Below are 20,823 nucleotides of genomic sequence, written 5' to 3'. Positions count from 1 at the left end.
CGGGTGCCGCTATTGACAGCGCAGAGGCTTTTCGATTGACTCGCAGACAAGCATCTGATGATTGAAATTTTTAACAATTAAGGTACTTCATCATGGCCCCGCCGCCGCGTGCCGTTCAGCTCAACGAAGCGAACGCATTTCTCAAGGAACACCCGGAGGTTCAGTACGTCGACCTGCTGATCACCGACATGAACGGAGTCGTGCGCGGCAAGCGCATCGAGCGCGCCAGCCTGCACAAGGTCTACGAGAAGGGCATCAACCTCCCCGCGTCACTGTTCGCCCTGGACATCAACGGCATCACCGTGGAAAGCACCGGGCTGGGCATGGACATCGGTGACTCGGACCGCACCTGCTTCCCGATCCCCAACACGCTCTGCAAGGAGCCCTGGCAGAAGCGCCCCACCGCGCAGTTGCTGATGACCATGCACGAGCGCGACGGCGCGCCGTTCTTCGCCGACCCGCGCGAAGTGCTGCGCCAGGTGGTGAGCAAGTTCGACGAACTCGGCCTGACCATCTGCGCCGCCTTCGAGCTGGAGTTCTACCTGATCGACCAGGAGAACATCAACGGCCGGCCGCAGCCGCCACGCTCGCCGATTTCCGGCAAGCGCCCGCACTCGACCCAGGTCTACCTGATCGACGATCTCGACGAATACGTCGACTGTCTGCAGGACATCCTCGAGGGCGCCAAGGAACAGGGCATCCCCGCCGACGCCATCGTCAAGGAAAGCGCCCCGGCGCAGTTCGAGGTCAACCTCCACCACGTCGCCGATCCGATCAAGGCCTGCGACTACGCCGTGCTGCTCAAGCGGCTGATCAAGAACATCGCCTACGACCACGAGATGGACACCACCTTCATGGCCAAGCCCTACCCGGGTCAGGCCGGCAACGGGCTGCACGTGCACATCTCGCTGCTCGACAAGAATGGCAACAATATATTCGCCACCGAGAACCCGCTGGAAAGCCAGGCGCTGCGCCATGCCATCGGCGGCCTGCAGCAGACCATGCCGGCATCCATGGCCTTCCTCTGCCCCAACGTCAACTCCTACCGCCGCTTCGGCGCCCAGTTCTACGTGCCGAACGCGCCCTGCTGGGGCATGGACAACCGCACCGTGGCGCTGCGCGTACCCACCGACAGCCCCGATGCCGTGCGCATCGAACACCGCGTGGCCGGCGCGGACGCCAACCCCTACCTGCTGCTGGCGGGCATCCTCGCCGGGGTGCACCACGGCCTGACCAACCAGATCGAGCCGGACGAGCCGATCGAGGGCAACTCCTACGAGCAGGTCGAGCAGAGCCTGCCGACCAACCTGCGCGACGCCCTGCGCGAACTGGACGACAGCGAGATCATGGCGCGCTACATCAGCCCCGACTACATCGACATCTTCGTCGCCTGCAAGGAGAGCGAGCTGGCCGAATTCGAGCACTCCATCTCGGACCTGGAATACAACTGGTACCTGCATACGGTCTAAAAGCAGCTGCAAGCTGCAAGCTGCAAGCTGCAAGCTGCAAGCTGCAAGCTGCAAGCGAGTGTAGGGTGGATGTCGCTTCTTACATCCACCGGGTTCCGCTCGTCGGGTCGGTGAAGCGTGACCCGGCCAAGCGGTGGGCTGAAGCCCACCCTACGGCGCTGCAAGCAATTCAGTGCGCGGGCTGTTACCCACGCTCGCCAAGCTTTTTCTTGCGGCTTATGGCTTGCAGCTTGAAGCTGCTCTTTTCCGCTTTTACTTGAAGCTTGTGGCTTGCAGCTTATAGCTGCTCTATCACCTAGAATTCACTCCATTTCCGAAAGCCCAAATCCAGCGAGGCCGTCATGTCCCGTACCGTTACCGTCGCCGCCACCCAGATGGCCTGTTCCTGGGATCGCCAGGCGAACATCGCCAACGCCGAAAAGCTGGTGCGCGAAGCCGCCGCCAAGGGCGCGCAGATCATCCTGATCCAGGAGCTGTTCGAAACCCCCTACTTCTGCCAGAAGCCGAATCCGGAATACCTGCAACTGGCCACCTCGGTCGAGGACAACCCGGCCATCCAGCATTTCCAGAAGGTCGCCGCCGAGCTGCAGGTGGTGCTGCCGGTGAGTTTCTTCGAGCTGTCGGGGCGCGCGCGCTTCAACTCCATCGCCATCATCGACGCCGACGGCACGCTGCTCGGCGTCTATCGCAAGAGCCATATCCCGGACGGTCCGGGCTACCACGAGAAGTACTACTTCAACCCCGGCGACACCGGCTTCAAGGTCTGGAACACCCGCTACGCGAAGATCGGCGTGGCCATCTGCTGGGACCAGTGGTTCCCCGAGACCGCACGCAGCATGGCGCTGATGGGCGCCGAGCTGCTGTTCTACCCCACCGCCATCGGCAGCGAACCGCACGACCCGAACATCACCTCGCGCGACCACTGGCAGCGTGTGCAGCAGGGCCACGCCGGCGCCAACCTGATGCCGCTGATCGCCAGCAACCGCATCGGCACCGAGGAACAGGACGGCTACGACATCACCTTCTACGGCTCGTCGTTCATCGCCGACCAGTTCGGCGCCAAGGTCGAGGAAATGGACCAGACCAGCGAAGGCGTGCTGGTGCATGAATTCGATCTCGATCAGCTCGAGCACATCCGCAGCGCCTGGGGCGTATTCCGCGACCGCCGGCCGAATCTCTACGGCCCGATCAAGACCCTGGACGGCTCGCAGCCCTCCGCCTGAGCCACCGTTTTTGCAATCCTGTGGTGGAAAAGTCCTCTGCCGTTTTCCACCCTATTCACGGACATCGCCATGACTACCCTGACCACCACGCCGCGCACCGACGGCTACTTCATGCCCGCCGAATGGGCGCCGCACAGCCAGACCTGGATGGTCTGGCCACAGCGCCCGGACAACTGGCGCGAGCAGGGCGCGCCGGCGCAGGCCGCCTTCGCCGCGGTGGCAAAGGCCATCGCCCGCTTCGAGCCGGTGACCGTCTGCGCCACGGCCGAGCAGTACCACACCGCCCGCGCGGCGCTCGACGATCCTCGTATCCGCCTGGTGGAAATGAGCACCGACGACGCCTGGGTGCGCGACACCGGCCCGACCTTCGTCATCGACGGCAAGGGCGGGCTGCGCGGTGTGGACTGGACATTCAACGCCTGGGGCGGGCTGGAAGGCGGGCTCTACGCCGACTGGCAGCGCGACGACGAAGTGGCGCAGAAGATCCTCGAGATCGAACGCTGCGACCGCTATCGCACCGAGGGCTTCGTGCTCGAGGGCGGCTCGATCCACGTCGACGGCGAAGGTACCCTGATCACCACCGAGGAATGCCTGCTCAACCGCAACCGCAACCCGCATCTTTCGCGCGAACAGATCGAGCAGGTGCTGCGCGAGCACCTGGCGGTCGACACCATCATCTGGCTGCCGCACGGCCTGTACAACGACGAGACCGACGGCCACGTCGACAACTTCTGCTGTTTCGTGCGCCCCGGCGAGGTGCTGCTGGCCTGGACCGACGACCCGGCCGATCCCAACTTCGAACGCTGCCAGGCCGCCATGGCGGTGCTCGAGCAGGCCCGGGACGCCCGCGGCCGGACGCTCAGCGTACACCGGATGCCGATCCCCGGCCCGCTGCATGCCAGCGCCGCGGAATGTGCCGGCGTGGCGGCGCTGGACGGCAGCCAGCCGCGCGATCCGTCCATCCGCCTGGCCGGCAGCTACGTGAACTTCCTGATCGTCAATGGCGGCATCATCGCGCCAGTCTTCGGCGACCCGCTGGACGGCGAAGCGGAACGTATCCTCGCCGAGGTCTTCCCGCAGCATCAGGTGGTGATGGTGCCCGGCCGCGAAATCCTCCTCGGCGGCGGCAATATCCACTGCATCACCCAGCAGCAACCGGCACCGCTCGCGCGCTGACGAACCCGCGGCGCCCGCGCGCGTCCAATGCCGCATGCAGGCGCTTGCGGACGCGCAAGGGGGATGGAATGGATTTCCTGGTCAATCTCGACGTGGACGACCTGGAGCGGGCCGTCGACTTCTACAGCGCGGTGTTCGGCCTGCGGGTCGGGCGCCGCCTGGGCAGCTTCGCCGTCGAGCTGCTCGGCGGCCCGGCGCCGATTTATCTGCTGCTCAAGGAAGCCGGCACGCCAGTCTCGCCCACGGAAAATACGCAGCTGCGCAGCTATGAGCGCCACTGGACGCCGCTCCACCTGGATTTCGTCGTCGAGGATATCGACGCCACGCTGCGCAACGCGATTGCCCACGGCGCACGACTCGAACAGCCGGCGACGAGCCACGCATGGGGCAGGCTGGCGCTGCTGGCCGACCCCTTCGGCCACGGCTTGTGCCTCATCCAGTTCCTCGGCCGCGGTTACGACGAACTCGGGGTAGCCGGGATGAGGACGTAGGTTGGGTCGGGCGCGTAGCCTGAGGAGCGCAGCGACGAAGCCCAACACGTTTATGCCCATGCCTGTTGGGCTTCGCTGCGCTCAACCCAACCTACGCGGCCGATCAACCCACGCCATCCATCGTGACCCGTATCAGGCCACGATCACCTGGTTCTTGCCCAGGCGCTTGGCCTTGTACATCGCCGCATCGGCGCGGGCGAACACCGCGCTCAGCTCGGCGTCGCTGGCCTTGAGGTAGGTCAGGCCCAGGCTGGCGGTGACGCGGAAGCGCTCGCCGTTGGTGGCGGTGAACGCCACCCGTTCGATCTCGCGCTGCAGCCGCTCGGCGATCTGCTCGGCCAGGTCCGGCTGGCAGCCCGGCAGCAAGGCGGCGAACTCCTCACCGCCGATGCGGCCGAACAGGTCGCTCTGGCGCAGCACCGCGGCGCCACAGCGGGCGACCTTCTGCAGCACCTGATCGCCCATCTGGTGGCCATGGGTGTCATTGATGCGCTTGAAGTCATCGATATCCAGCAAGAGGAACGCCAGCGGCGTGGCGAACTGCCGGGCATGGTCGAATTCGCGGCGGGCGCATTCGAAGAAGTGCCGGCGGTTGCTGCTCTGGGTCAGCACGTCGGTGGTGGCCAGGCGCTGCAGCTCGCCTTCGAGCTGCTTCTTCTCGGTGATGTCCTCGGCGATGCCGACGATGATCGGACCCTGGCCCTGCTCGGCGCGGCGGCCGAGGAAGCACTTGTCACTCAGCCAGCGCAACTGGCCGTCGCCACGGATGATGCGGTACTCGCGGGTTTCCACGGCGCCTTCGTCGAGCACGGCGAGCAGGCTCTTCTGCGCGTATTCCGCATCGTCGGGATAGATCGCGTTGCGCCATTCGCCGTAGTCGGCCAGCAGCAGGGCCGGCGAGCGGCCGAAGATGCGCTCGTAGGCGGGGCTGACGTAGATCATGCGCTGGGCCTGCCAATCGAAGGCCCAGAGCACCGCATTGACCCCGCCCAGCAACGTGCTGAACAGCTGCTCGCGCTCGCCCAGGCGCGCGGCTTCGGCCCGTGCATGCATCAGCGCCAGCAAGGTCTGCGCGTCGCCGCCCGGCAGCATGCCCATTCCCGTGTCACCCCGATTGCTCGCCAACTGCATGATTTTCTTCCTGAACGACCGCCGCGCATGGGCAGCGGTACTGCATTGATTGGAATGCTGTTCAGAGAGTCGGCAAGCGGCAAAGTTCCTAGCCCCGGCCGGCAGGCGCGCCGACGGTCAGGCGGGCACGACGGACGGCCGCAGCGAATAGGTCCGCAGGTGCTCGGCGAATTCGCGCAGCGACTGGATGCCGCTGGCTTCGGCTTCATGCACCCACTGCTTGATCGCCGCCAGCATGTCATGGCCGTTGGCACTGGTGCGCGTCCAGATCTGCTGCAGCGCCAGGCGTTTCTCGTAGATCACCTTGAGCGCCTGGCTCTGCGCCAGCATGGCCTCGATATGCGCCTGCTGCTCCTGCTGCAGCAGGCTCGGTTCCCGCGCCAGCAGGCGCTTGGCGCGGCGCAGCTGATGGCGCACCGAGGCATCGGCGCGGTCGAGCTCCTGGCGCACCAGCGGCACGATGACCAGCTTGCGGTACTGCGCCATGATCTGGAAGCGGTTGTTGAGGATCGCCATGGCGCTGTCCATGTCCAGATGGTGCTTGCCCTCCACCCGATGGGCGATCGGTGCGGTACGGTTGACCCTGGCCAGACCGAGCAGGCTGAACAGGCGAATCCAGGCCCAGCCCATGTCGAATTCCCACTTGCGCACCGAGAGCTTGGCCGAATTCGGATAGGTGTGGTGGTTGTTGTGCAGCTCCTCGCCACCGATGAGGATGCCCCAGGGCACCAGGTTGGTCGCCGCGTCGCGGCATTCGAAGTTGCGGTAGCCGACGGCATGGCCGAGGCCGTTGACCACGCCGGCGGCCCAGAACGGAATCCAGATCATCTGCACCGCCCAGATGCTCAGGCCGATGACGCCGAACAGCGCCAGGTCGATCGCCAGCAGCAGCACGATGCCGAGGTTGGGAAAGCGCGCGTAGAGGTGGCGCTCGATCCAGTCGTCCGGGCAGTTCTTGCCGTAGATGCGCAGCGTCTGCTCGTTCTTCGCTTCCGCCATGTACAGCTCGGCACCCTTGCGCAGCACCGTGCCCAGGCCCTTGTGCACCGGGCTGTGGGGGTCGTCGGGGGTTTCGCACTTGGCGTGGTGCTTGCGGTGGATGGCGGTCCACTCGCGGGTGTTCATCGCCGTGGTCAGCCACAGCCAGAATCGGAAGCAATGCTTGAGCGCGGGGTGCAATTCCAGCGCGCGATGCGCCGAATAGCGATGCAGATAGACCGTGACGCTGACAATGGTGACATGCGTCAGCAACAGCGTGGTCGCGATGAGCTGCCAGATCGACAGGTCGAGTAAACCGGTGTGCCACATATACGTGTGCCTCGCGTGTGCCTCGGAAGTCTTGAACGAGGATTCATGGAAATCTTTCAAGCGTCACTCGCAGCCTAACACTCCCACATCCCGGGTCGAGCCTGCCAACCGTCGCATAACTGATGATTTTTTAGCCAGATTCGGCTGCAATCGCCAGCGCCTCGCGAAAGGCCGTGTCCTGGCTCGTTTGCTACCGACACGAGCGTCGATCGCTATCGACGGAGATGGCATAGCGCTATCATTCTTCTTTTTTCATTCCTGGAAAAATACGGCTCATGCATCCGTCGTACGTTGAGCACTGCCTTGGGCGCCTGACCCGCTGCGTACTGCCGAGCGACGCCGGGCACAGCCGCGCGAGTCGCCGATCGGCATGAACACTTCCGGTATCTCCACGCCCCACTGGACATTCGCACTCGGCAGCCTGCTGCTCGTCCTGCTGTTCGGCAGTCTGGCCTGCAACGACTTCCGCGCCCGTGATGTGGCCTGGCAACTGGAAATCGAAACCCACGGCGAACTGCAGAGCCTGGCGCTGCAGAGCGCACAGTTCAATCAGCGCCGGCAGGCCGACATGGTTGCCACCGCCCTGGCCGGTAACGCCGAAGTGCTGCGCCGGATGCGCCGCATCGACAAGGCACTGCGCGACGGTGAAGCCCTGGACGACGCCCATGTCGGCGTGCTGCGCCAGCGCCTGCGGGCCGCGCTGACCCCTGCCTGGAAGTCGATGCAGCGTCATCAGGCGCTGCAGTTGCAGGTGTTCTGGGGCACGCCGGGGATCGCCGTGCTGCGCATGCAGCAACCCGACGCCTTCGGCGACGCGGTCGCAGCGCAGCGGCCGCTGCTGCGCCGCGCGCTGGAGGAAGGCGTCGCGCAATCCGGGCTGGAAGTCGACCCGCAGGGCGCCAGCAGCCGCACCATCGTCCCGCTGCGTGCCAGCGAAGAGCCCGACAGCCCGATCATCGGTGCGCTGGAAGTCGGCTACGACGCGCTGCCGAAGCTGGACGATCTCGGCGATCAATTGGCCGCCGGGCTCGCCCTGATCGTCGATCAGCGGGCGTTGCGCGCGGCACAGGTCGACCCGCCGAGCGGTGTACGGCTGAGCAGCGACAGCAACTGGCTGCTGGTCGGTCTTTCGGCCACCCAGATCCTGCATTGGGCCGAGATGGACATGTTGCCCGCACCGGAGAGCGGCATGGCGTTGCGCCTGCTCGAAGCCGACGGGCGCACCTTCCTGCTCAACCAGATTCCGTTGCACGACAGCCGTCCCTCCGAGCCGCGCCGGCCACCCAAGGCCGCGGCGCTGGTATGGCGCGACATCAGCGCAATGCAGCACGAACATCGCCAGGCCGAACGACGGCTGCTGGTGAAATGGAGCCTGGCCTGGCTGATCGCCGAAGCCCTGCTGCTGTTGCTGGCGATCCTGCTGCAACGGCGCATCGCCGTGCACCGACAGCACCGCCTGGAACAGCGACAACAGGCCCGCCGCCGCCAGCGCCTGCTCGATCGCGCCCGGAAGATCGCCAGCCTGCTGCCGGGCATGGTGTTCCAGCTCAAACGCTTCGCCAATGGGCGCTATGCCTTTCTTTACGTCAGCGAAGGAGCCCATGAGCTCTTCGGCATTCAGCCGGCATTGCTGATCGAAGATGCCGCGCGGGCCCTGATCGACGTGCATCCGGATGACCTGCCACGCCTGCGGGCCGCCCTGCTGCGCCTGGCCGTCGCCCCCGGCAGCGGCACGATCGAGTTCCGCATCCATCATCCGCAGCGCGGCCTGCTCTGGGCCGAGGGTCGCGCCACGGCCGAACGCCTGAACGACGGCTCGGTGGTCTTGCACGGCTTCATCACTGAGATCAGCGAGTTGATGGAGGCCACCCGCGCGCTGCAGAAGAGCGAAAGCCGCTTCCGCGCGATGGTCGGCAACCTCCCGGGCGTGGTCTATCGCTGCCGCAACGACGGCCAGCGCAACATGAGCTACCTGAGCGACGGCATCGAACGGCTGACCGGCTATCCTGCCAGCGATTTCGTCGGCGACCAGATGCGCAGCTATGCCAGCCTGATCCATCCCGACGATCGCCCGCTGGCCCGGCAGAACCCGGAGCAGGACGTGTTCGAGGGCATCTACCGGCTGATCAACGCCGACGGCCAGACCGTCTGGGTGCGCGAAAAGGCCCGCGTGCTGCGCGAGCGCGACGACCCGACCGGCTGGTGCGACGGCTTCATCTGGGACATCACCGCCCAGGCGCTGGCCCAGGAGGAGATGCGCGAGCGCGAGCACTACCTGAGCATGCTGATCGCCAACGTGATCGACGCCATCGTCATCATCGACGCCCGCGGCATCATCGAGACCTTCAACCACGCCGCCGAACGGATCTTCGGCTACAGCGCGCAGGAGATGATCGGTCGCAACCTGTCGATGCTGATGCCCGAGCCGGATCGCTCCGCCCATGACGGCTACCTGGCCGCCTATGCGCAGCGCGGCACGCCGCGCGCTCTGGAACAGAACCGCGAGCTGACCGCCCTGCGGCGCAATGGCGAGACCTTCACCATCGAACTGCGCGTTTCGCAGATCACTCACCACGGCCAGCGCAAGTTCATCGGCCTGGTGCGCGATATCACCGAGCGCAAGCGCATCGAGCGGATGAAGAGCGAGCTGGTGTCCATCGTCAGCCACGAACTGCGCACACCGCTGACTTCGATATCCGGCGCCCTCGGCCTGATCGTCGGCGGCGCACTGGGCGAACCGCCGGCAGCGATGCGCCAGATGCTGGTGATCGCCCACCAGAACAGCCTGCGCCTGGGCCGGCTGATCGACGACCTGCTGGACCTGGACAAGCTGGTCGCCGGCAAGATGACGCTCGAACTCCACGCGCATTCGCTGACGGCGCAGCTGGAGCAGGCAATCGACAGCAACCAGGGTTATGCCGCGCAGCACGACGTGCGCCTGATCCTGCTGCCGGTGGCGGATCTGCAGATCGTCGCGGACGACGACCGGTTACAGCAGGTACTGGCGAACCTGATCTCCAATGCGGTCAAATTCTCGCCCAAAGGCGGGGTCGTGACGCTGAGCGGCGAACACCGAGGCGACTGGGCGCGGATCGGCGTTCGCGACCAGGGGCCGGGCATCGCGCCGGAATTCCATGCGCGCATGTTCCAGAAGTTTTCCCAGGCGGATTCCTCCGACACCCGACAGAAGGGCGGGACCGGTCTCGGCCTGGCCATCAGCAAGGAACTGGTCGAACACATGCACGGGCGCATCGGCTTCGAATCCGAGCCCGGGCATGGCGCCTGTTTCTGGTGCGAGCTGCCGCTCGCTCCCGCAGCCCCCGAACAACCTTGAACGATCCGCAAGATGCGGCCGCACGACACCACCCCGACCACGGAGAAGTAATGGCCGAGCTAAGGCGCATCCTGCATATCGAAGACGACCCCTCCATCCAGGCGGTGACCAAGCTGGCCCTGGAAGCGATCGGCGGCTACGAGGTCCTGTCCTGTTCCTCCGGCGCCCAGGCACTGGAGGAAGTCGAACGCTTCGCGCCCGATTTCATCCTGCTGGACGTGATGATGCCGGGCATGGACGGCCCGGAAACGCTGGCCAGGCTGCGTGAACGAATCGATCTGCAGCGAATTCCGGTAACATTCATGACCGCCAAGGTGCAGCCCGGCGAGATCGAGCACCTGCGCAAGCTGGGCGCGCGCGACGTGATCGTCAAGCCGTTCGATCCGATGCGGCTGCCCGAGCAGATTCGCAGCATCTGGGCCGCTGGCCGCTAGCGTTTCATTGCGGTCGCGCCGGAGCCCGGCGCACACCGAAGCGCTGACCCGGCACCCCGCTCGTCGGGCCTCGCCGGGCTCGCCCTCGGCGCCCCAGCCAACCTGCAATGCGACGAATCCGTGCCCGTCGGCCCGGGTGACATTCAACGAATCGGTAAGGCCTCACGATGGAGTCACCGCAAGCGAGTCCGGCGTCACCGCCAGCCACGTCCCAACCGCGCGAGCTGTCGCGCCTGGCCGCGCTGCTGCGCTACGAGATCCTCGACACCCCCGAGGAAGCCGACTTCGACGACTTCACCGAACTGGCCGCCCGCCTGTGCGGCACGCCCATCGCGCTGATCTCGCTGGTCGACGAGCGCCGCCAGTGGTTCAAGAGCCGTGTCGGCCTGGAAGTCAGCGAAACCCCGCGAGAAATCTCCTTCTGCACCCATACCATCCTCGGCCAGGAAATCTTCGAGGTGGCCGACGCCCGGCAGGACCCCCGCTTTCGACAAAACCCGCTGGTGACCGGCGATCCGCACATCCGCTTCTACGCCGGCACGCCGCTGACCTCGCCCGACGGCCACAATCTCGGCACCCTCTGTGTCATCGACCGCCAGCCACGCCAACTGACCGCCGAGCAGCGCGACACCCTCGAACGCCTCGCCCGCCAGGTCATCCGCCTGTTCGAGCAGCGCCTGCTGGCACGCCGCCACGCCGAACAGGCCGCACTGCAGCAGGCGATTCTCGACAGCGCCTCCAGCGCGGTGCTGGTGACCCGCCCCGACGGTATCGTCAGCAGCGTCAACCCGACCGCCGAGCGCCTGCTCGGCTACAGCGAACAGGCGTTGCTCGGCCACCCGCTGACTTCGGCGCTGTTCCAGCCGCAGGCACTACAGCGGCGCGCCGCGATTCTGTCGAGTGAACTGGGAGTGCCGGTCGAAGCCGACTTCGCGGTGCTGATCGCCCCCTTGCACCAGGGCCGCCGCGAGATGTCCGAGTGGCGCCTGCGCCACCACAACGGCAGCGAGGTACCGGTACTGCTCGGCGTGACGGCGATCCGCGACGAGCAGGAGCGGCTGCGCGGCTATCTGGTCAATGCCTACGACCTGGCCTACCAGGAACAGCTGCAACTGCGCCTGCAGCAGATCGCCGCGCAGGTGCCGGGCATGCTCTTCCAGTTCCACTGGCGGCCCGATGGCGCCGGCGGCTTCCCCTACGTCAGCGAGGGCATCGAACAGACCTACGGCCTGAGCCCGGCGCAACTGGCCAGCAGCTTCGCGCCGATCTACGCCCGGGTCCACACGACCGACCGCGCCCAGTTGCTGGCCGGCATCCGTCAGGCCGCCAACAGCCTGACGCCCTGGCACAGCGAGCATCGCGTCGAGCATCCGCGCAAGGGCCTGATCTGGGTCGAAGCCCATGCCAAGCCACTGCGCCAGCCCGACGGTTCGATACTCTGGCACGGCTTCGTCACCGACATCACCGCGCGCAAGGCCGAACAGCTGGAGCTGGACAAGCAGCAGGAAATGAACCGGCGCCTGCTCGAGGCGCTGAGCGAGGCGGTCATCGCCTGCGATGCCGACGGTTGCCTGACCCTGTTCAACGACAGAGCCAAGCAGTGGCACGGCGCCGATACCGCGCCGATCTCGCCAGCCGATTGGGCCCGGCACTATCGGCTCTACCAGCCCGATGGCGTCACCCCGCTGCAGGCCGAGCAGATTCCGCTGATGCGTGCGCTGCACGGCGAACACGTCAGCGACCATGAAATGGTGCTGCTCGGCCAGGACGCGCCGCGCTATGTGCTGACCAATGCCGACCCACTGTACACCTCGGACGGTCAGCCGATGGGCGCGGTCGCGGTGATGCACGACATCACCGAGCGCAAGCGCATCGAGCGCCTGCAGCGCGAATTCATCTCCACCGTCAGCCACGAACTGCGCACGCCGCTGACCTCGATCACCGGCGCACTGACGCTGATCTGCTCCGAAGTCATGGGCGAAGTCCCGACGCAGCTGCGCGAACTGCTGGAAATCGCCCGCCAGAACAGCCAGCGCCTCAGCGCGCTGATCGACGACCTGCTCGACATGGACAAGTTGCATGCCGGCCAGATGCGCTTCGACCTGATCCGCCAGCCGCTACGCCCGCTGCTCGAGCAGGCCCTGCATAGCAACCAGAGTTATGCCGAGCAGCACGGGGTGAGGCTGCACGTCGGCGAATGCCCACCGGTGCAGGTGGACGTCGATGCCATGCGCCTGCATCAGGTGCTGAGCAACCTGCTCTCCAACGCGGCTAAATTCTCGCCGCCAGGCGAACGGGTCGACCTGTCGGCCGAATTCGGTGACGCCCGGGTGCGCGTCAGCGTCCGAGATCAAGGACCGGGCATTGCCGCGGAATTCCATGAACGCGTCTTCCAGAAGTTCGCCCAGGCCGATTCGTCGGACAGCCGCCCGCAGGGCGGTACCGGCCTCGGCCTGGCGATCAGCAAGGAACTGGTCGAGCGCATGGGCGGGCGCATCGGCTTCGACTCCGAGCCCGGCCAAGGCGCCTGCTTCTGGTTCGAGTTGCCCTGTAGCGAGCGGCCCGTCGCGGCCAGCGAGAGTCAGCCATGAAACAGCTCAAGCGCATTCTGCATGTCGAGGACGTCCCGTCGATCCAGGTCGTGACCCGCATCGCCCTGGAAAAGCTCGGCGGCTTCGAAGTGCTCAGCTGCCCTTCCGGCCAGGCGGCGCTGGAACAGGTGCGGGCCTTCGCCCCGGACCTGATCCTGCTCGACGTGATGCTGCCGCAGATGGACGGGATCGAGCTGGTGCGCCAGCTGGCGGACGTGGTGGATCTCAAGCATATCCCGGTGGTGTTCCTCACCGGCCACCTGCAGCCCGAGCGCCTCGACGCGCTGCGCCAGCTCGGCGTGCGGCGGGTGCTGAACAAACCTTTCGACCCCCTGCAACTGGCCGACCAGTTGCGCGAAATCTGGGAGGCCGAGCATGAATGACCAGGCCCACCTCGAACTGCAGAAGCAGCTCGAACGGCTCAACCAGCAATTCGCCCAGCGGCTGCACAGCGATCTCGCCGAACTCGCCGGCCTGGCCGACGAGCTGCGCCGCAGCTGCACCGCAGACAGCCGCCGGCAGCGGATGCTGGCGCTGCGCGAGCGTCTGCACCGGCTGGCCGGTGCCGCCGGCACCTTCGGCTTCGACCCGCTCGGCGAGCGCGCAAGACGGCTGGAGCAGCGCGCCGATCGCTGGCTGGAAGCGGCCAGGCCCACGACCCGAACGCTCGAGGCCCTGGCCCGCGCGATCGAGCAGCTGGCGCGCGAGACGCCAGGCAAGGCGCTGCAGGCCGCGGTGCTGGAACCCCGGGAAAATCCGGACGAGCAGCCACCCGCCTGCCGTATCTACCTGCTGGAGACGGACCCCGAGGCCGGCGCCAACATGGCGCTGACACTGCGCAACTTCGGCTACCTGGTCAGCCCCCTGCGCGATTTCACGGCCCTGCAGGACGCCGTCGACGCCCGGTTGCCCGATGCGCTGATCGTCAGCGTGCAGCAGGACAGCGAGCTCGAGCGGGTCGCGCAGTTGCAGCAGCAACTGAAAGCTCCGCTGCCGCTCTTGGTGATTCACGACCACTTCGACTTCGCCAGCCAGCTCGCCGCGGTGCGTGCCGGCGCCCAGGGGTTCTTCGCGCGGCCACTGGACATCACCCAGCTGGAGAACAGCCTGGAACGCTGCCTGGACCGCCAGCAGGAACCCTTCCGCGTGCTGATCGTCGACGACGATGCCGAGCTGGCGGCACGCTATAGCCTGGTGCTGCGCAACTCGCAGATGCAGGTGCAGATCCTCGCCGAGCCCACCCGGCTGTTCGACACCATGCGCAGCTTCAATCCCGAGGTGCTGCTGCTCGACGTGAACATGCCCGGCTGTTCCGGCCCGGAGCTTGCGCAGATGATCCGCCTGCATGACGAGTGGTTGCGAGTGACCATCATCTACCTCTCCGCGGAAACCGACATCAAGCGGCAGATGGCGGCGCTGCTGCAGGCCGGCGACGACTTCATCACCAAACCGATCAGCGACAACGCACTGATCGCCTCGGTGTATTCCCATGCCCAGCGCGCCCGCTCGCTGAGCACGGCGCTGGCGCGCGACAGCCTGACCGGGCTACTCAAGCACGCCGACATCAAGGAGCAGCTGGCGCTGGAAGTGCAGCGGGCCACCCGCAGCGGCAAGCCGGCCAGCGTGGTGATGCTCGACCTCGACCATTTCAAGCAGGTCAACGATCGCTTCGGGCATGCCGCTGGCGACAACGTGATCCGCGCGCTGGCCAACCTGCTGCGCCAGCGCCTGCGACGGATCGACAGCCTCGGCCGCTATGGCGGCGAAGAATTCGTCGCGGTGCTGCCGGAGTGTTCGGCGTTGCAGGCCAGGCGCATCTTCGACGAGATCCGCGGGCGCTTCGCCGCGCTCAGCTTCAACAGCGGCGACGCGCGCACCTTCAGCGTCACCTTCAGCGCCGGCATCAGCGAAACCGACGGCCGCACCGCCCCCGGCATCCTGCTGGAACGCGCCGACCAGGCGCTCTACGTCGCCAAGCACAGCGGCCGCAACCAGGTGCAGGTGGCGCAGCAGTAAGCTGCAAGCTGCAAGCTGCAAGCTGCAAGCTGCAAGCTGCAAGCTGCAAGCGAGCGTAGGGTGGATGTCGTTTTTCACATCCACCGTGACTCCGCTCGCCGGGTCGGTGAAGCGTGACCCGACCTACAGCTGCAAGCGAATCAGTGTGCGGGACGGAGCCCAAAGCCCGTCAGCTTTTCCGCTCTGGCATCTACTTGCCGCTTGCAGCTTATGGCTTGCCGCTTGAAGCTGCTCCTAAAGCTTTATCCAGGTCGCCTTCAGCTCGGTGTACTTGTCGAACGCATGCAGCGACTTGTCGCGGCCGTTGCCGGACTGCTTGAAGCCGCCGAACGGCGCGGTCATGTCGCCGCCGTCGTACTGGTTGACCCACACGCTGCCGGCACGCAGGGCGCGTGCGGTGCGGTGCGCCCGGGACAGGTCGGCGGTCCACAGCGCGGCGGCCAGGCCGTAGGGGGTGTCGTTGGCGATGGCGATGGCCTCTTCGGCGCTGTCGAAGGTGATCACCGACAGCACCGGGCCGAAGATTTCCTCCTGGGCGATCTTCATCGCATTGTCGACGCCATCGAAAATGGTCGGCTCGACGTAGAGCCCGCCGGTTTCCTCCAGGGTGCGCTGGCCGCCGACCAGCACCTGCGCCCCGGCCTCCCGCCCGGCATCGATATAGCCAAGCACGCTGTTCAACTGCTGGGTATCCACCAGCGCGCCGACGTTGGTCGCCGGGTCCAGCGGGTTGCCCGGCCTCCACATCTTGAGCGCCTCGACCACCATGGGCAGGAAGCGCGCCTTGATCGAACGTTCCACCAGCAGCCGCGAACCGGCGGTGCAGACCTCGCCCTGGTTGAAGGCGATGGCGCTGGCCGCCGCCTGGGCCGCCGCCTGGAGATCCGGCGCATCGGCGAAGACGATGTTCGGGCTCTTGCCGCCGGCCTCCAGCCAGACACGCTTCATGTTCGACTCGCCGGCGTAGATCATCAGTTGCTTGGCCACGCGCGTGGAGCCGGTGAACACCAGGGTATCGACGTCCATGTGCAGCGCCAGCGCCTTGCCCACGGTGTGACCGTAGCCCGGCAGCACGTTGAGCACGCCGGCGGGAATGCCCGCCTCGAGCGCCAGACGGGCGATGCGGATCGCCGTCAGCGGCGATTTCTCGGACGGCTTGAGCACCACCGAGTTGCCGCTGGCCAATGCCGGGCCGAGCTTCCAGCAGGCCATCATCAACGGGAAATTCCATGGCACGATGGCCGCCACCACGCCCACCGGCTCACGGGTGACCAGGCCCAACTGATCGTGCGGCGTGGCCGCCACCTCGTCGTAGAGCTTGTCGATCGCTTCGCCGCTCCAGCGCAGCGCCCGCGCCGCGCCGGGGATGTCCACCGCCAGCGAGTCGCCGATCGGCTTGCCCATGTCGAGGGTTTCCAGCAGCGCCAGCTCCTCGCGGTGCGCTTCCAGCAGGTCGGCGAAGCGGATCAGCACCGCCTTGCGCCTGGCCGGCGCCAGCTTCGCCCACACGCCGGCCTCGAATGCCACCCGCGCGCTGGACACCGCGCGGTCGGCATCGGCCTGCTCGCAGGCGGCCACCTGCACCAGCAGCCGCCCGTCCACCGGGCTGATGCAGTCGAAGCGGCCGCCCGCCACCGCGTCGAGGTATTCACCCTGGATGAAGGCGCGACCTTCGATGCGCAGGTCGCGGGCACGCTGTTGCCAGTCGGCGAGGGTCAGGGTGGTCATGGAGCGTCCTCTTCTTCGGTATCGGGGCTACTGGAAGGGGCACCCTAAACCAGTGGCTCGGGGCGTATCAATATTTTTTACGAACGAGCGCTTTATGCCTTGTTTTGTTCGTTTTATTAAACATAGACTCGGCGCATCCGCTGTGCTATCGCCACAGCATAGCCGCCACTCGCATCCCTGCCGGAGCTCACCATGGCCAACGATTTCCACCCCAGCGCATCGCCCGACCATTTCTGGATGCCCTTCACCGCGAACCGCCAGTTCAAGGCCAGCCCGCGCCTGCTGGAGAGCGCCGAAGGCCTGTATTACACGGCGAGCGACGGCCGCAAGATTCTCGACGGCACCGCCGGCCTCTGGTGCTGCAACGCCGGCCATGGCCGGCGCGAGATCAGCGAGGCGGTGAGTCGGCAGATCGCCAAGATGGACTTCGCGCCGACCTTCCAGATGGGCCATCCGCTGCCCTTCGAGCTGGCGGAGAAGCTCAGCACCATCAGCCCCGAAGGCCTCGACCGGGTGTTCTTCACCAACTCCGGCTCGGAATCGGTGGACACTGCGCTGAAAGTCGCGCTGGCCTACCAGCGTGCCATCGGCCAGGGCACCCGTACCCGCCTGATCGGCCGCGAGCTGGCCTACCACGGCGTCGGCTTCGGCGGCATCTCGGTCGGCGGCATGCCGAACAACCGCCGCGCCTTCGGCGCCTTGCTGCCCGGCGTCGACCATCTGCCGCATACCCTCGACCTGCAGCGCAACGCCTTCAGCAAGGGCCTGCCGCAGTATGGCGTGGAAAAGGCCGACGAGCTGGAGCGCCTGGTGACCCTGCACGGCGCGGAGAACATCGCCGCGGTGATCGTCGAGCCGATGTCCGGTTCGGCCGGCGTGATCCTGCCGCCGCTGGGCTACCTGCAGCGCCTGCGCGAGATCACCGCCAGGCACGGCATCCTGCTGATCTTCGACGAGGTGATCACCGGCTTCGGCCGCGTCGGCGAGCCCTTCGCCGCGCAGCGCTGGGGCGTTACGCCGGACATCCTCACCTGCGCCAAGGGCCTGACCAACGGCGCAATACCGATGGGCGCGGTGTTCGTCGCCGACAAGCTGTTCGAGGCCTTCATGACCGGGCCGGAAAGCGCCATCGAGTTCTTCCACGGCTACACCTATTCCGGCCATCCGGTGGCCTGCGCGGCGGCCCTGGCGACCCAGGAGATCTACCAGCGCGAGAACCTGTTCCAGAAGGCCATCGAGTTGGAATCCTACTGGCAGGACGCGCTGTTCAGCCTCAAGGACCTGCCCAACGTGACCGACATCCGCACCGTCGGCCTGGTCGCCGGCGTGCAGTTCGCGATGCACGCCGACGGCGTCGGCAAGCGCGGCTACGAGGTGTTCCGCGAGTGCTTCGAGAACGGCCTGATGGTGCGCGCCAGCGGCGACACCATCGCCCTGTCGCCGGCGCTGATCATCGAGAAACCACAGATCGACACGATGATCGCGCAGTTCGCCGACGGCATCCGCCAGGCCGGCTGAAAGACCGGCCCCTCACGTTAGGTAGGTGGGCGTAGGTTGGGTTGAGCGCAGCGAAGCCCAACGATGTGCCAGGCAACGCTTCGGCGTGAGTTGGGCTTCGGCGCTGCGCGCCTCAACCGCAACCTACAGGCTATGGGCATCACAGCGAATCCAGGCAGTCGGCCAGGGCGTTGCCGAGGCCTTCGAGCAGCCGCTCGTAGCCCTGGGCATCGGCTGCCACGCCGACGCCGAGCACGTCCAGTTCGGCCATCTTCACCGGCAGGCCGCTGGTCAGCGTTTCGGCCAGGCGCGGGCGCGTCGGCGGTTCGCTGAATACGCAGCTCGGCCCGGCCTGCTGCAATCGTTCGCGCATGGCCGCGACATGCCGCGCCCCCGGCTGCGCCTCGCCGCCAGCGCTGAACACGCCGGTGTGGCGCAGGCCGTAGGCGGCCTCGAAGTAGTCGTAGGCCTCGTGGAAGACGAAGTACGGCTTGTCCCGCACCCCGGCGAAGCGCTGTGCGAGGCGCGCGTCCAGCGCCTCCAGTCGCTCTGCGAAGGCCTCGCTGTTCGCCCGGTAGCGCTCGGCATTGGCCGGGTCGGCGGCGGCGAAGTCGGCGGCCATGCGTCCGGCGATCACCCGCGCATTGGCCGGCAGCAGCCAGAGGTGCGCATCGAGGCTGCCGGGGCGATGATCGTGGTCAGGCTCGTCGACAGGCGCAGCGTGATCGTGGCCATCATGTTCATGATGATCGCCCTGCGCGTCGCCGAAATGCCGCAGTGTCAGCCCCGGTAGCTCCTGCACGGCGAGACTCGGGCCCTTGCGCCCGTCCAGCGCACGCGGCAGGAAATTCTCCAGATCCGGGCCGATCCAGTAGAACAGTTCGGCATCGCGAAGGCGCCGTACGTCGGATGGGCGCAGCGCATAATGGTGCGCAGAGGCACTGGCCGGCAGCAGCACGTCGGGTTCGCCGACACCGTCCTGCACCGCTGCGGCAATCAGCTGCAGCGGTTTGATGCTGGCCAGCACGCGGACTTCGGCATGGACGGTCGCGGTGCCAACGAGCAGCGCGGCAAACAGCGAAAGGGAAAAAAGACGGCTCACGGGCATCACTCGAAGGGAGGAAATTGGTACATAATAACGTCTCTTCACCACGACGTCGCCGCCCATGCCCAAGACCCCTCTGGCCTGCACGCCCCATGACCACCACCACTGCGTCAGCCATGCGCTGGCCGAAGCCGATACGCTCTGCGCGCGCCAGGGCGTGCGTCTGACCGCCCTGCGCCGGCGCGTGCTGGAGCTGGTCTGGCAGAGCCACAAGCCGCTCGGCGCCTACGACATCCTCGCCGTGCTGAGCAAGCAGGACGGCCGACGCGCCGCCCCGCCGACCGTCTACCGGGCGCTGGATTTCCTGCTGGAAAACGGCCTGGTGCACCGCATCGCTTCGCTCAACGCCTTCATCGGCTGCAGCCATCCGGAGCATCCGCACCAGGGCCAGTTCCTCATCTGCCGCAACTGCCACACCGCCATCGAGCTGGAGCAGCCGGCCATCGCCGAAGCCATCGACGCCGCCGCCCGCACCGTGGGTTTCGCCGTCGAGGGCCAGACCGTGGAAGTAGTCGGCCTCTGCGCGCCGTGCCGGAGCGCAGCATGAGCGAAGTGCTGTTGCGGCTGGACGACATCCATGTGCATTTCGCCAGGCAGGCGGTGCTGGAAGGCGCGCAGCTGCAGGTGCATCGTGGCGAGATCGTCACCCTGATCGGCCCCAACGGCGCCGGCAAGACCACCCTGGTACGCACCGTACTGGGCTTGCTCGAGCCCGATCGCGGGCTGGTCTGGCGCAAGCCGAGGCTGCGCATCGGCTACATGCCGCAGAAACTGCACGTCGATGCCACCCTGCCGCTGTCGGTGCTGCGCTTCCTGCGCCTGGTGCCCAGGGTCGACCGCACCCGCGCCCTCGCCGCGCTTCACGAAGTCGGTGCCGAGCACGTCATCGACAGCCCGCTGCAGAAGATTTCCGGCGGCGAAATGCAGCGCGTGCTGCTCGCCCGCGCGCTGCTGCGCGAACCGGAGCTGCTGGTGCTGGACGAGCCGGTGCAGGGTGTCGACGTCGCCGGCCAGGCCGAGCTGTACCGGCTGATCGGCGTGCTGCGCGACCGCTACCACTGCGGCGTGCTGATGGTCTCCCACGACCTGCACCTGGTGATGAGCGCCACCGACCAGGTGGTCTGCCTGAACCGCCACGTCTGCTGCTCGGGCCATCCGGAACAGGTCAGCAGCGACCCGGCCTTCGTCGAGCTGTTCGGCCAGGATGCGCGCAGCCTGGCGATCTACCATCACCAGCACGACCACAGCCACGACCTGCACGGCAGCGTGGTGGTCGGCAAACCCCACGTCCACGGCCCGAACTGCAAGCACTAACAGAGC

16 protein-coding genes are annotated in these 20,823 nt (G+C 66.6%); 12 read left to right on the top strand and 4 right to left on the bottom strand.

The genetic code is table 11. The features are described 5' to 3' along the window. Positions 1–92 precede the first annotated feature (92 nt). The 4 genes from IN820_RS06970 (at position 93) to IN820_RS06955 (ending at position 4,359) form a co-directional block, all read left to right on the top strand. Entirely contained in the window at positions 93–1,469 is a 1,377-nt protein-coding gene (locus IN820_RS06970) for a glutamine synthetase family protein (protein ID WP_193680277.1), read from the top strand. 341 nt (positions 1,470–1,810) lie between these two features. After that, positions 1,811–2,692: an N-carbamoylputrescine amidase gene (gene aguB / locus IN820_RS06965; RefSeq protein WP_193680276.1), complete on the top strand. Its 882-nt coding sequence runs from the start codon at positions 1,811–1,813 to the stop codon at positions 2,690–2,692. A gap of 69 nt (positions 2,693–2,761) precedes the next feature. After that, the gene (gene aguA, locus IN820_RS06960) at positions 2,762–3,868 is read left to right on the top strand and encodes an agmatine deiminase (RefSeq protein ID WP_193680275.1); all 1,107 of its coding nucleotides are present in this window, start codon (positions 2,762–2,764) and stop codon (positions 3,866–3,868) included. Between the two features lie 68 nt (positions 3,869–3,936). Continuing rightward, positions 3,937–4,359 (top strand): VOC family protein, encoded by a 423-nt coding sequence (locus IN820_RS06955; protein ID WP_193680274.1) that lies wholly within the window; start codon positions 3,937–3,939, stop codon positions 4,357–4,359. Positions 4,360–4,491: 132 nt separating this feature from the next. Here IN820_RS06955 and IN820_RS06950 read toward each other — a convergent pair whose 3' ends face one another. Further along, on the bottom strand, positions 4,492–5,490 hold the full coding sequence (locus IN820_RS06950; protein WP_193680273.1) for a GGDEF domain-containing protein: 999 nt from the start codon (positions 5,488–5,490) through the stop codon (positions 4,492–4,494). Positions 5,491–5,607: 117 nt separating this feature from the next. Next, complete coding sequence (gene desA / locus IN820_RS06945) at positions 5,608–6,798, bottom strand: delta-9 fatty acid desaturase DesA (RefSeq protein WP_193680272.1); 1,191 nt, start codon at positions 6,796–6,798, stop codon at positions 5,608–5,610. Positions 6,799–7,168: 370 nt separating this feature from the next. On the opposite strand from desA, the gene IN820_RS06940 reads away from it, so the two are divergent. From IN820_RS06940 to IN820_RS06920, 5 genes are all read left to right on the top strand, one after another. Then, positions 7,169–10,132: a PAS domain S-box protein gene (locus tag IN820_RS06940; RefSeq protein WP_193680271.1), complete on the top strand. Its 2,964-nt coding sequence runs from the start codon at positions 7,169–7,171 to the stop codon at positions 10,130–10,132. 50 nt (positions 10,133–10,182) lie between these two features. Continuing rightward, positions 10,183–10,566: a response regulator gene (locus IN820_RS06935; RefSeq protein ID WP_193680270.1), complete on the top strand. Its 384-nt coding sequence runs from the start codon at positions 10,183–10,185 to the stop codon at positions 10,564–10,566. Between the two features lie 167 nt (positions 10,567–10,733). Further along, complete coding sequence (locus IN820_RS06930) at positions 10,734–13,157, top strand: ATP-binding protein (protein WP_193680269.1); 2,424 nt, start codon at positions 10,734–10,736, stop codon at positions 13,155–13,157. Beyond that, the gene (locus IN820_RS06925) at positions 13,154–13,540 is read left to right on the top strand and encodes a response regulator (RefSeq protein ID WP_193680268.1); all 387 of its coding nucleotides are present in this window, start codon (positions 13,154–13,156) and stop codon (positions 13,538–13,540) included. Before IN820_RS06930 ends, IN820_RS06925 begins: the two co-directional genes overlap by 4 nt. Next, positions 13,533–15,173, top strand: coding sequence for a diguanylate cyclase (locus IN820_RS06920; protein ID WP_193680267.1), 1,641 nt, complete (start codon positions 13,533–13,535; stop codon positions 15,171–15,173). Before IN820_RS06925 ends, IN820_RS06920 begins: the two co-directional genes overlap by 8 nt. A 234-nt stretch (positions 15,174–15,407) precedes the next feature. Here IN820_RS06920 and IN820_RS06915 read toward each other — a convergent pair whose 3' ends face one another. After that, the gene (locus IN820_RS06915) at positions 15,408–16,901 is read right to left on the bottom strand and encodes an aldehyde dehydrogenase (RefSeq protein WP_193680266.1); all 1,494 of its coding nucleotides are present in this window, start codon (positions 16,899–16,901) and stop codon (positions 15,408–15,410) included. Positions 16,902–17,093: 192 nt separating this feature from the next. On the opposite strand from IN820_RS06915, the gene IN820_RS06910 reads away from it, so the two are divergent. Next, positions 17,094–18,419, top strand: coding sequence for an aspartate aminotransferase family protein (locus IN820_RS06910; RefSeq protein ID WP_193680265.1), 1,326 nt, complete (start codon positions 17,094–17,096; stop codon positions 18,417–18,419). A gap of 139 nt (positions 18,420–18,558) precedes the next feature. Here the strand turns inward: IN820_RS06910 and IN820_RS06905 are convergent, their stop codons facing one another. Then, positions 18,559–19,500 (bottom strand): zinc ABC transporter substrate-binding protein, encoded by a 942-nt coding sequence (locus tag IN820_RS06905; protein WP_193680264.1) that lies wholly within the window; start codon positions 19,498–19,500, stop codon positions 18,559–18,561. Between the two features lie 64 nt (positions 19,501–19,564). On the opposite strand from IN820_RS06905, the gene zur reads away from it, so the two are divergent. Both zur and znuC read left to right on the top strand, forming a co-directional pair. After that, positions 19,565–20,050 carry a zinc uptake transcriptional repressor Zur gene (gene zur, locus IN820_RS06900; RefSeq protein WP_193680263.1) on the top strand — a complete coding sequence of 162 codons (486 nt, stop codon included), beginning with the start codon at positions 19,565–19,567 and terminating at the stop codon, positions 20,048–20,050. Continuing rightward, a complete protein-coding gene (znuC, locus tag IN820_RS06895; RefSeq protein WP_193680262.1) occupies positions 20,047–20,817 on the top strand; it encodes a zinc ABC transporter ATP-binding protein ZnuC in 771 nt (256 codons plus the stop codon). The genes zur and znuC overlap by 4 nt, the downstream gene beginning before the upstream one ends. The last annotated feature ends 6 nt before the right edge of the window (positions 20,818–20,823 follow it).

Origin of the sequence: Pseudomonas lopnurensis (assembly GCF_015070855.1) — a bacterium.
Taxonomy (GTDB): domain Bacteria; phylum Pseudomonadota; class Gammaproteobacteria; order Pseudomonadales; family Pseudomonadaceae; genus Stutzerimonas; species Stutzerimonas lopnurensis.
This window is presented reverse-complemented; position numbering and strand designations above follow the sequence as displayed.

What these genes read in the sequence shown, in the direction of transcription:
- IN820_RS06970 (WP_193680277.1), top strand. Translation starts at nt 93, where the DNA reads ATGGCCCCGCCGCCGCGTGCCGTTCAGCTCAACGAAGCGAACGCATTT.
- aguB (WP_193680276.1), top strand. Translation starts at nt 1,811, where the DNA reads ATGTCCCGTACCGTTACCGTCGCCGCCACCCAGATGGCCTGTTCCTGG.
- aguA (WP_193680275.1), top strand. Translation starts at nt 2,762, where the DNA reads ATGACTACCCTGACCACCACGCCGCGCACCGACGGCTACTTCATGCCC.
- IN820_RS06955 (WP_193680274.1), top strand. Translation starts at nt 3,937, where the DNA reads ATGGATTTCCTGGTCAATCTCGACGTGGACGACCTGGAGCGGGCCGTC.
- IN820_RS06950 (WP_193680273.1), bottom strand. Translation starts at nt 5,490, where the DNA reads ATGCAGTTGGCGAGCAATCGGGGTGACACGGGAATGGGCATGCTGCCG.
- desA (WP_193680272.1), bottom strand. Translation starts at nt 6,798, where the DNA reads ATGTGGCACACCGGTTTACTCGACCTGTCGATCTGGCAGCTCATCGCG.
- IN820_RS06940 (WP_193680271.1), top strand. Translation starts at nt 7,169, where the DNA reads ATGAACACTTCCGGTATCTCCACGCCCCACTGGACATTCGCACTCGGC.
- IN820_RS06935 (WP_193680270.1), top strand. Translation starts at nt 10,183, where the DNA reads ATGGCCGAGCTAAGGCGCATCCTGCATATCGAAGACGACCCCTCCATC.
- IN820_RS06930 (WP_193680269.1), top strand. Translation starts at nt 10,734, where the DNA reads ATGGAGTCACCGCAAGCGAGTCCGGCGTCACCGCCAGCCACGTCCCAA.
- IN820_RS06925 (WP_193680268.1), top strand. Translation starts at nt 13,154, where the DNA reads ATGAAACAGCTCAAGCGCATTCTGCATGTCGAGGACGTCCCGTCGATC.
- IN820_RS06920 (WP_193680267.1), top strand. Translation starts at nt 13,533, where the DNA reads ATGAATGACCAGGCCCACCTCGAACTGCAGAAGCAGCTCGAACGGCTC.
- IN820_RS06915 (WP_193680266.1), bottom strand. Translation starts at nt 16,901, where the DNA reads ATGACCACCCTGACCCTCGCCGACTGGCAACAGCGTGCCCGCGACCTG.
- IN820_RS06910 (WP_193680265.1), top strand. Translation starts at nt 17,094, where the DNA reads ATGGCCAACGATTTCCACCCCAGCGCATCGCCCGACCATTTCTGGATG.
- zur (WP_193680263.1), top strand. Translation starts at nt 19,565, where the DNA reads ATGCCCAAGACCCCTCTGGCCTGCACGCCCCATGACCACCACCACTGC.
- znuC (WP_193680262.1), top strand. Translation starts at nt 20,047, where the DNA reads ATGAGCGAAGTGCTGTTGCGGCTGGACGACATCCATGTGCATTTCGCC.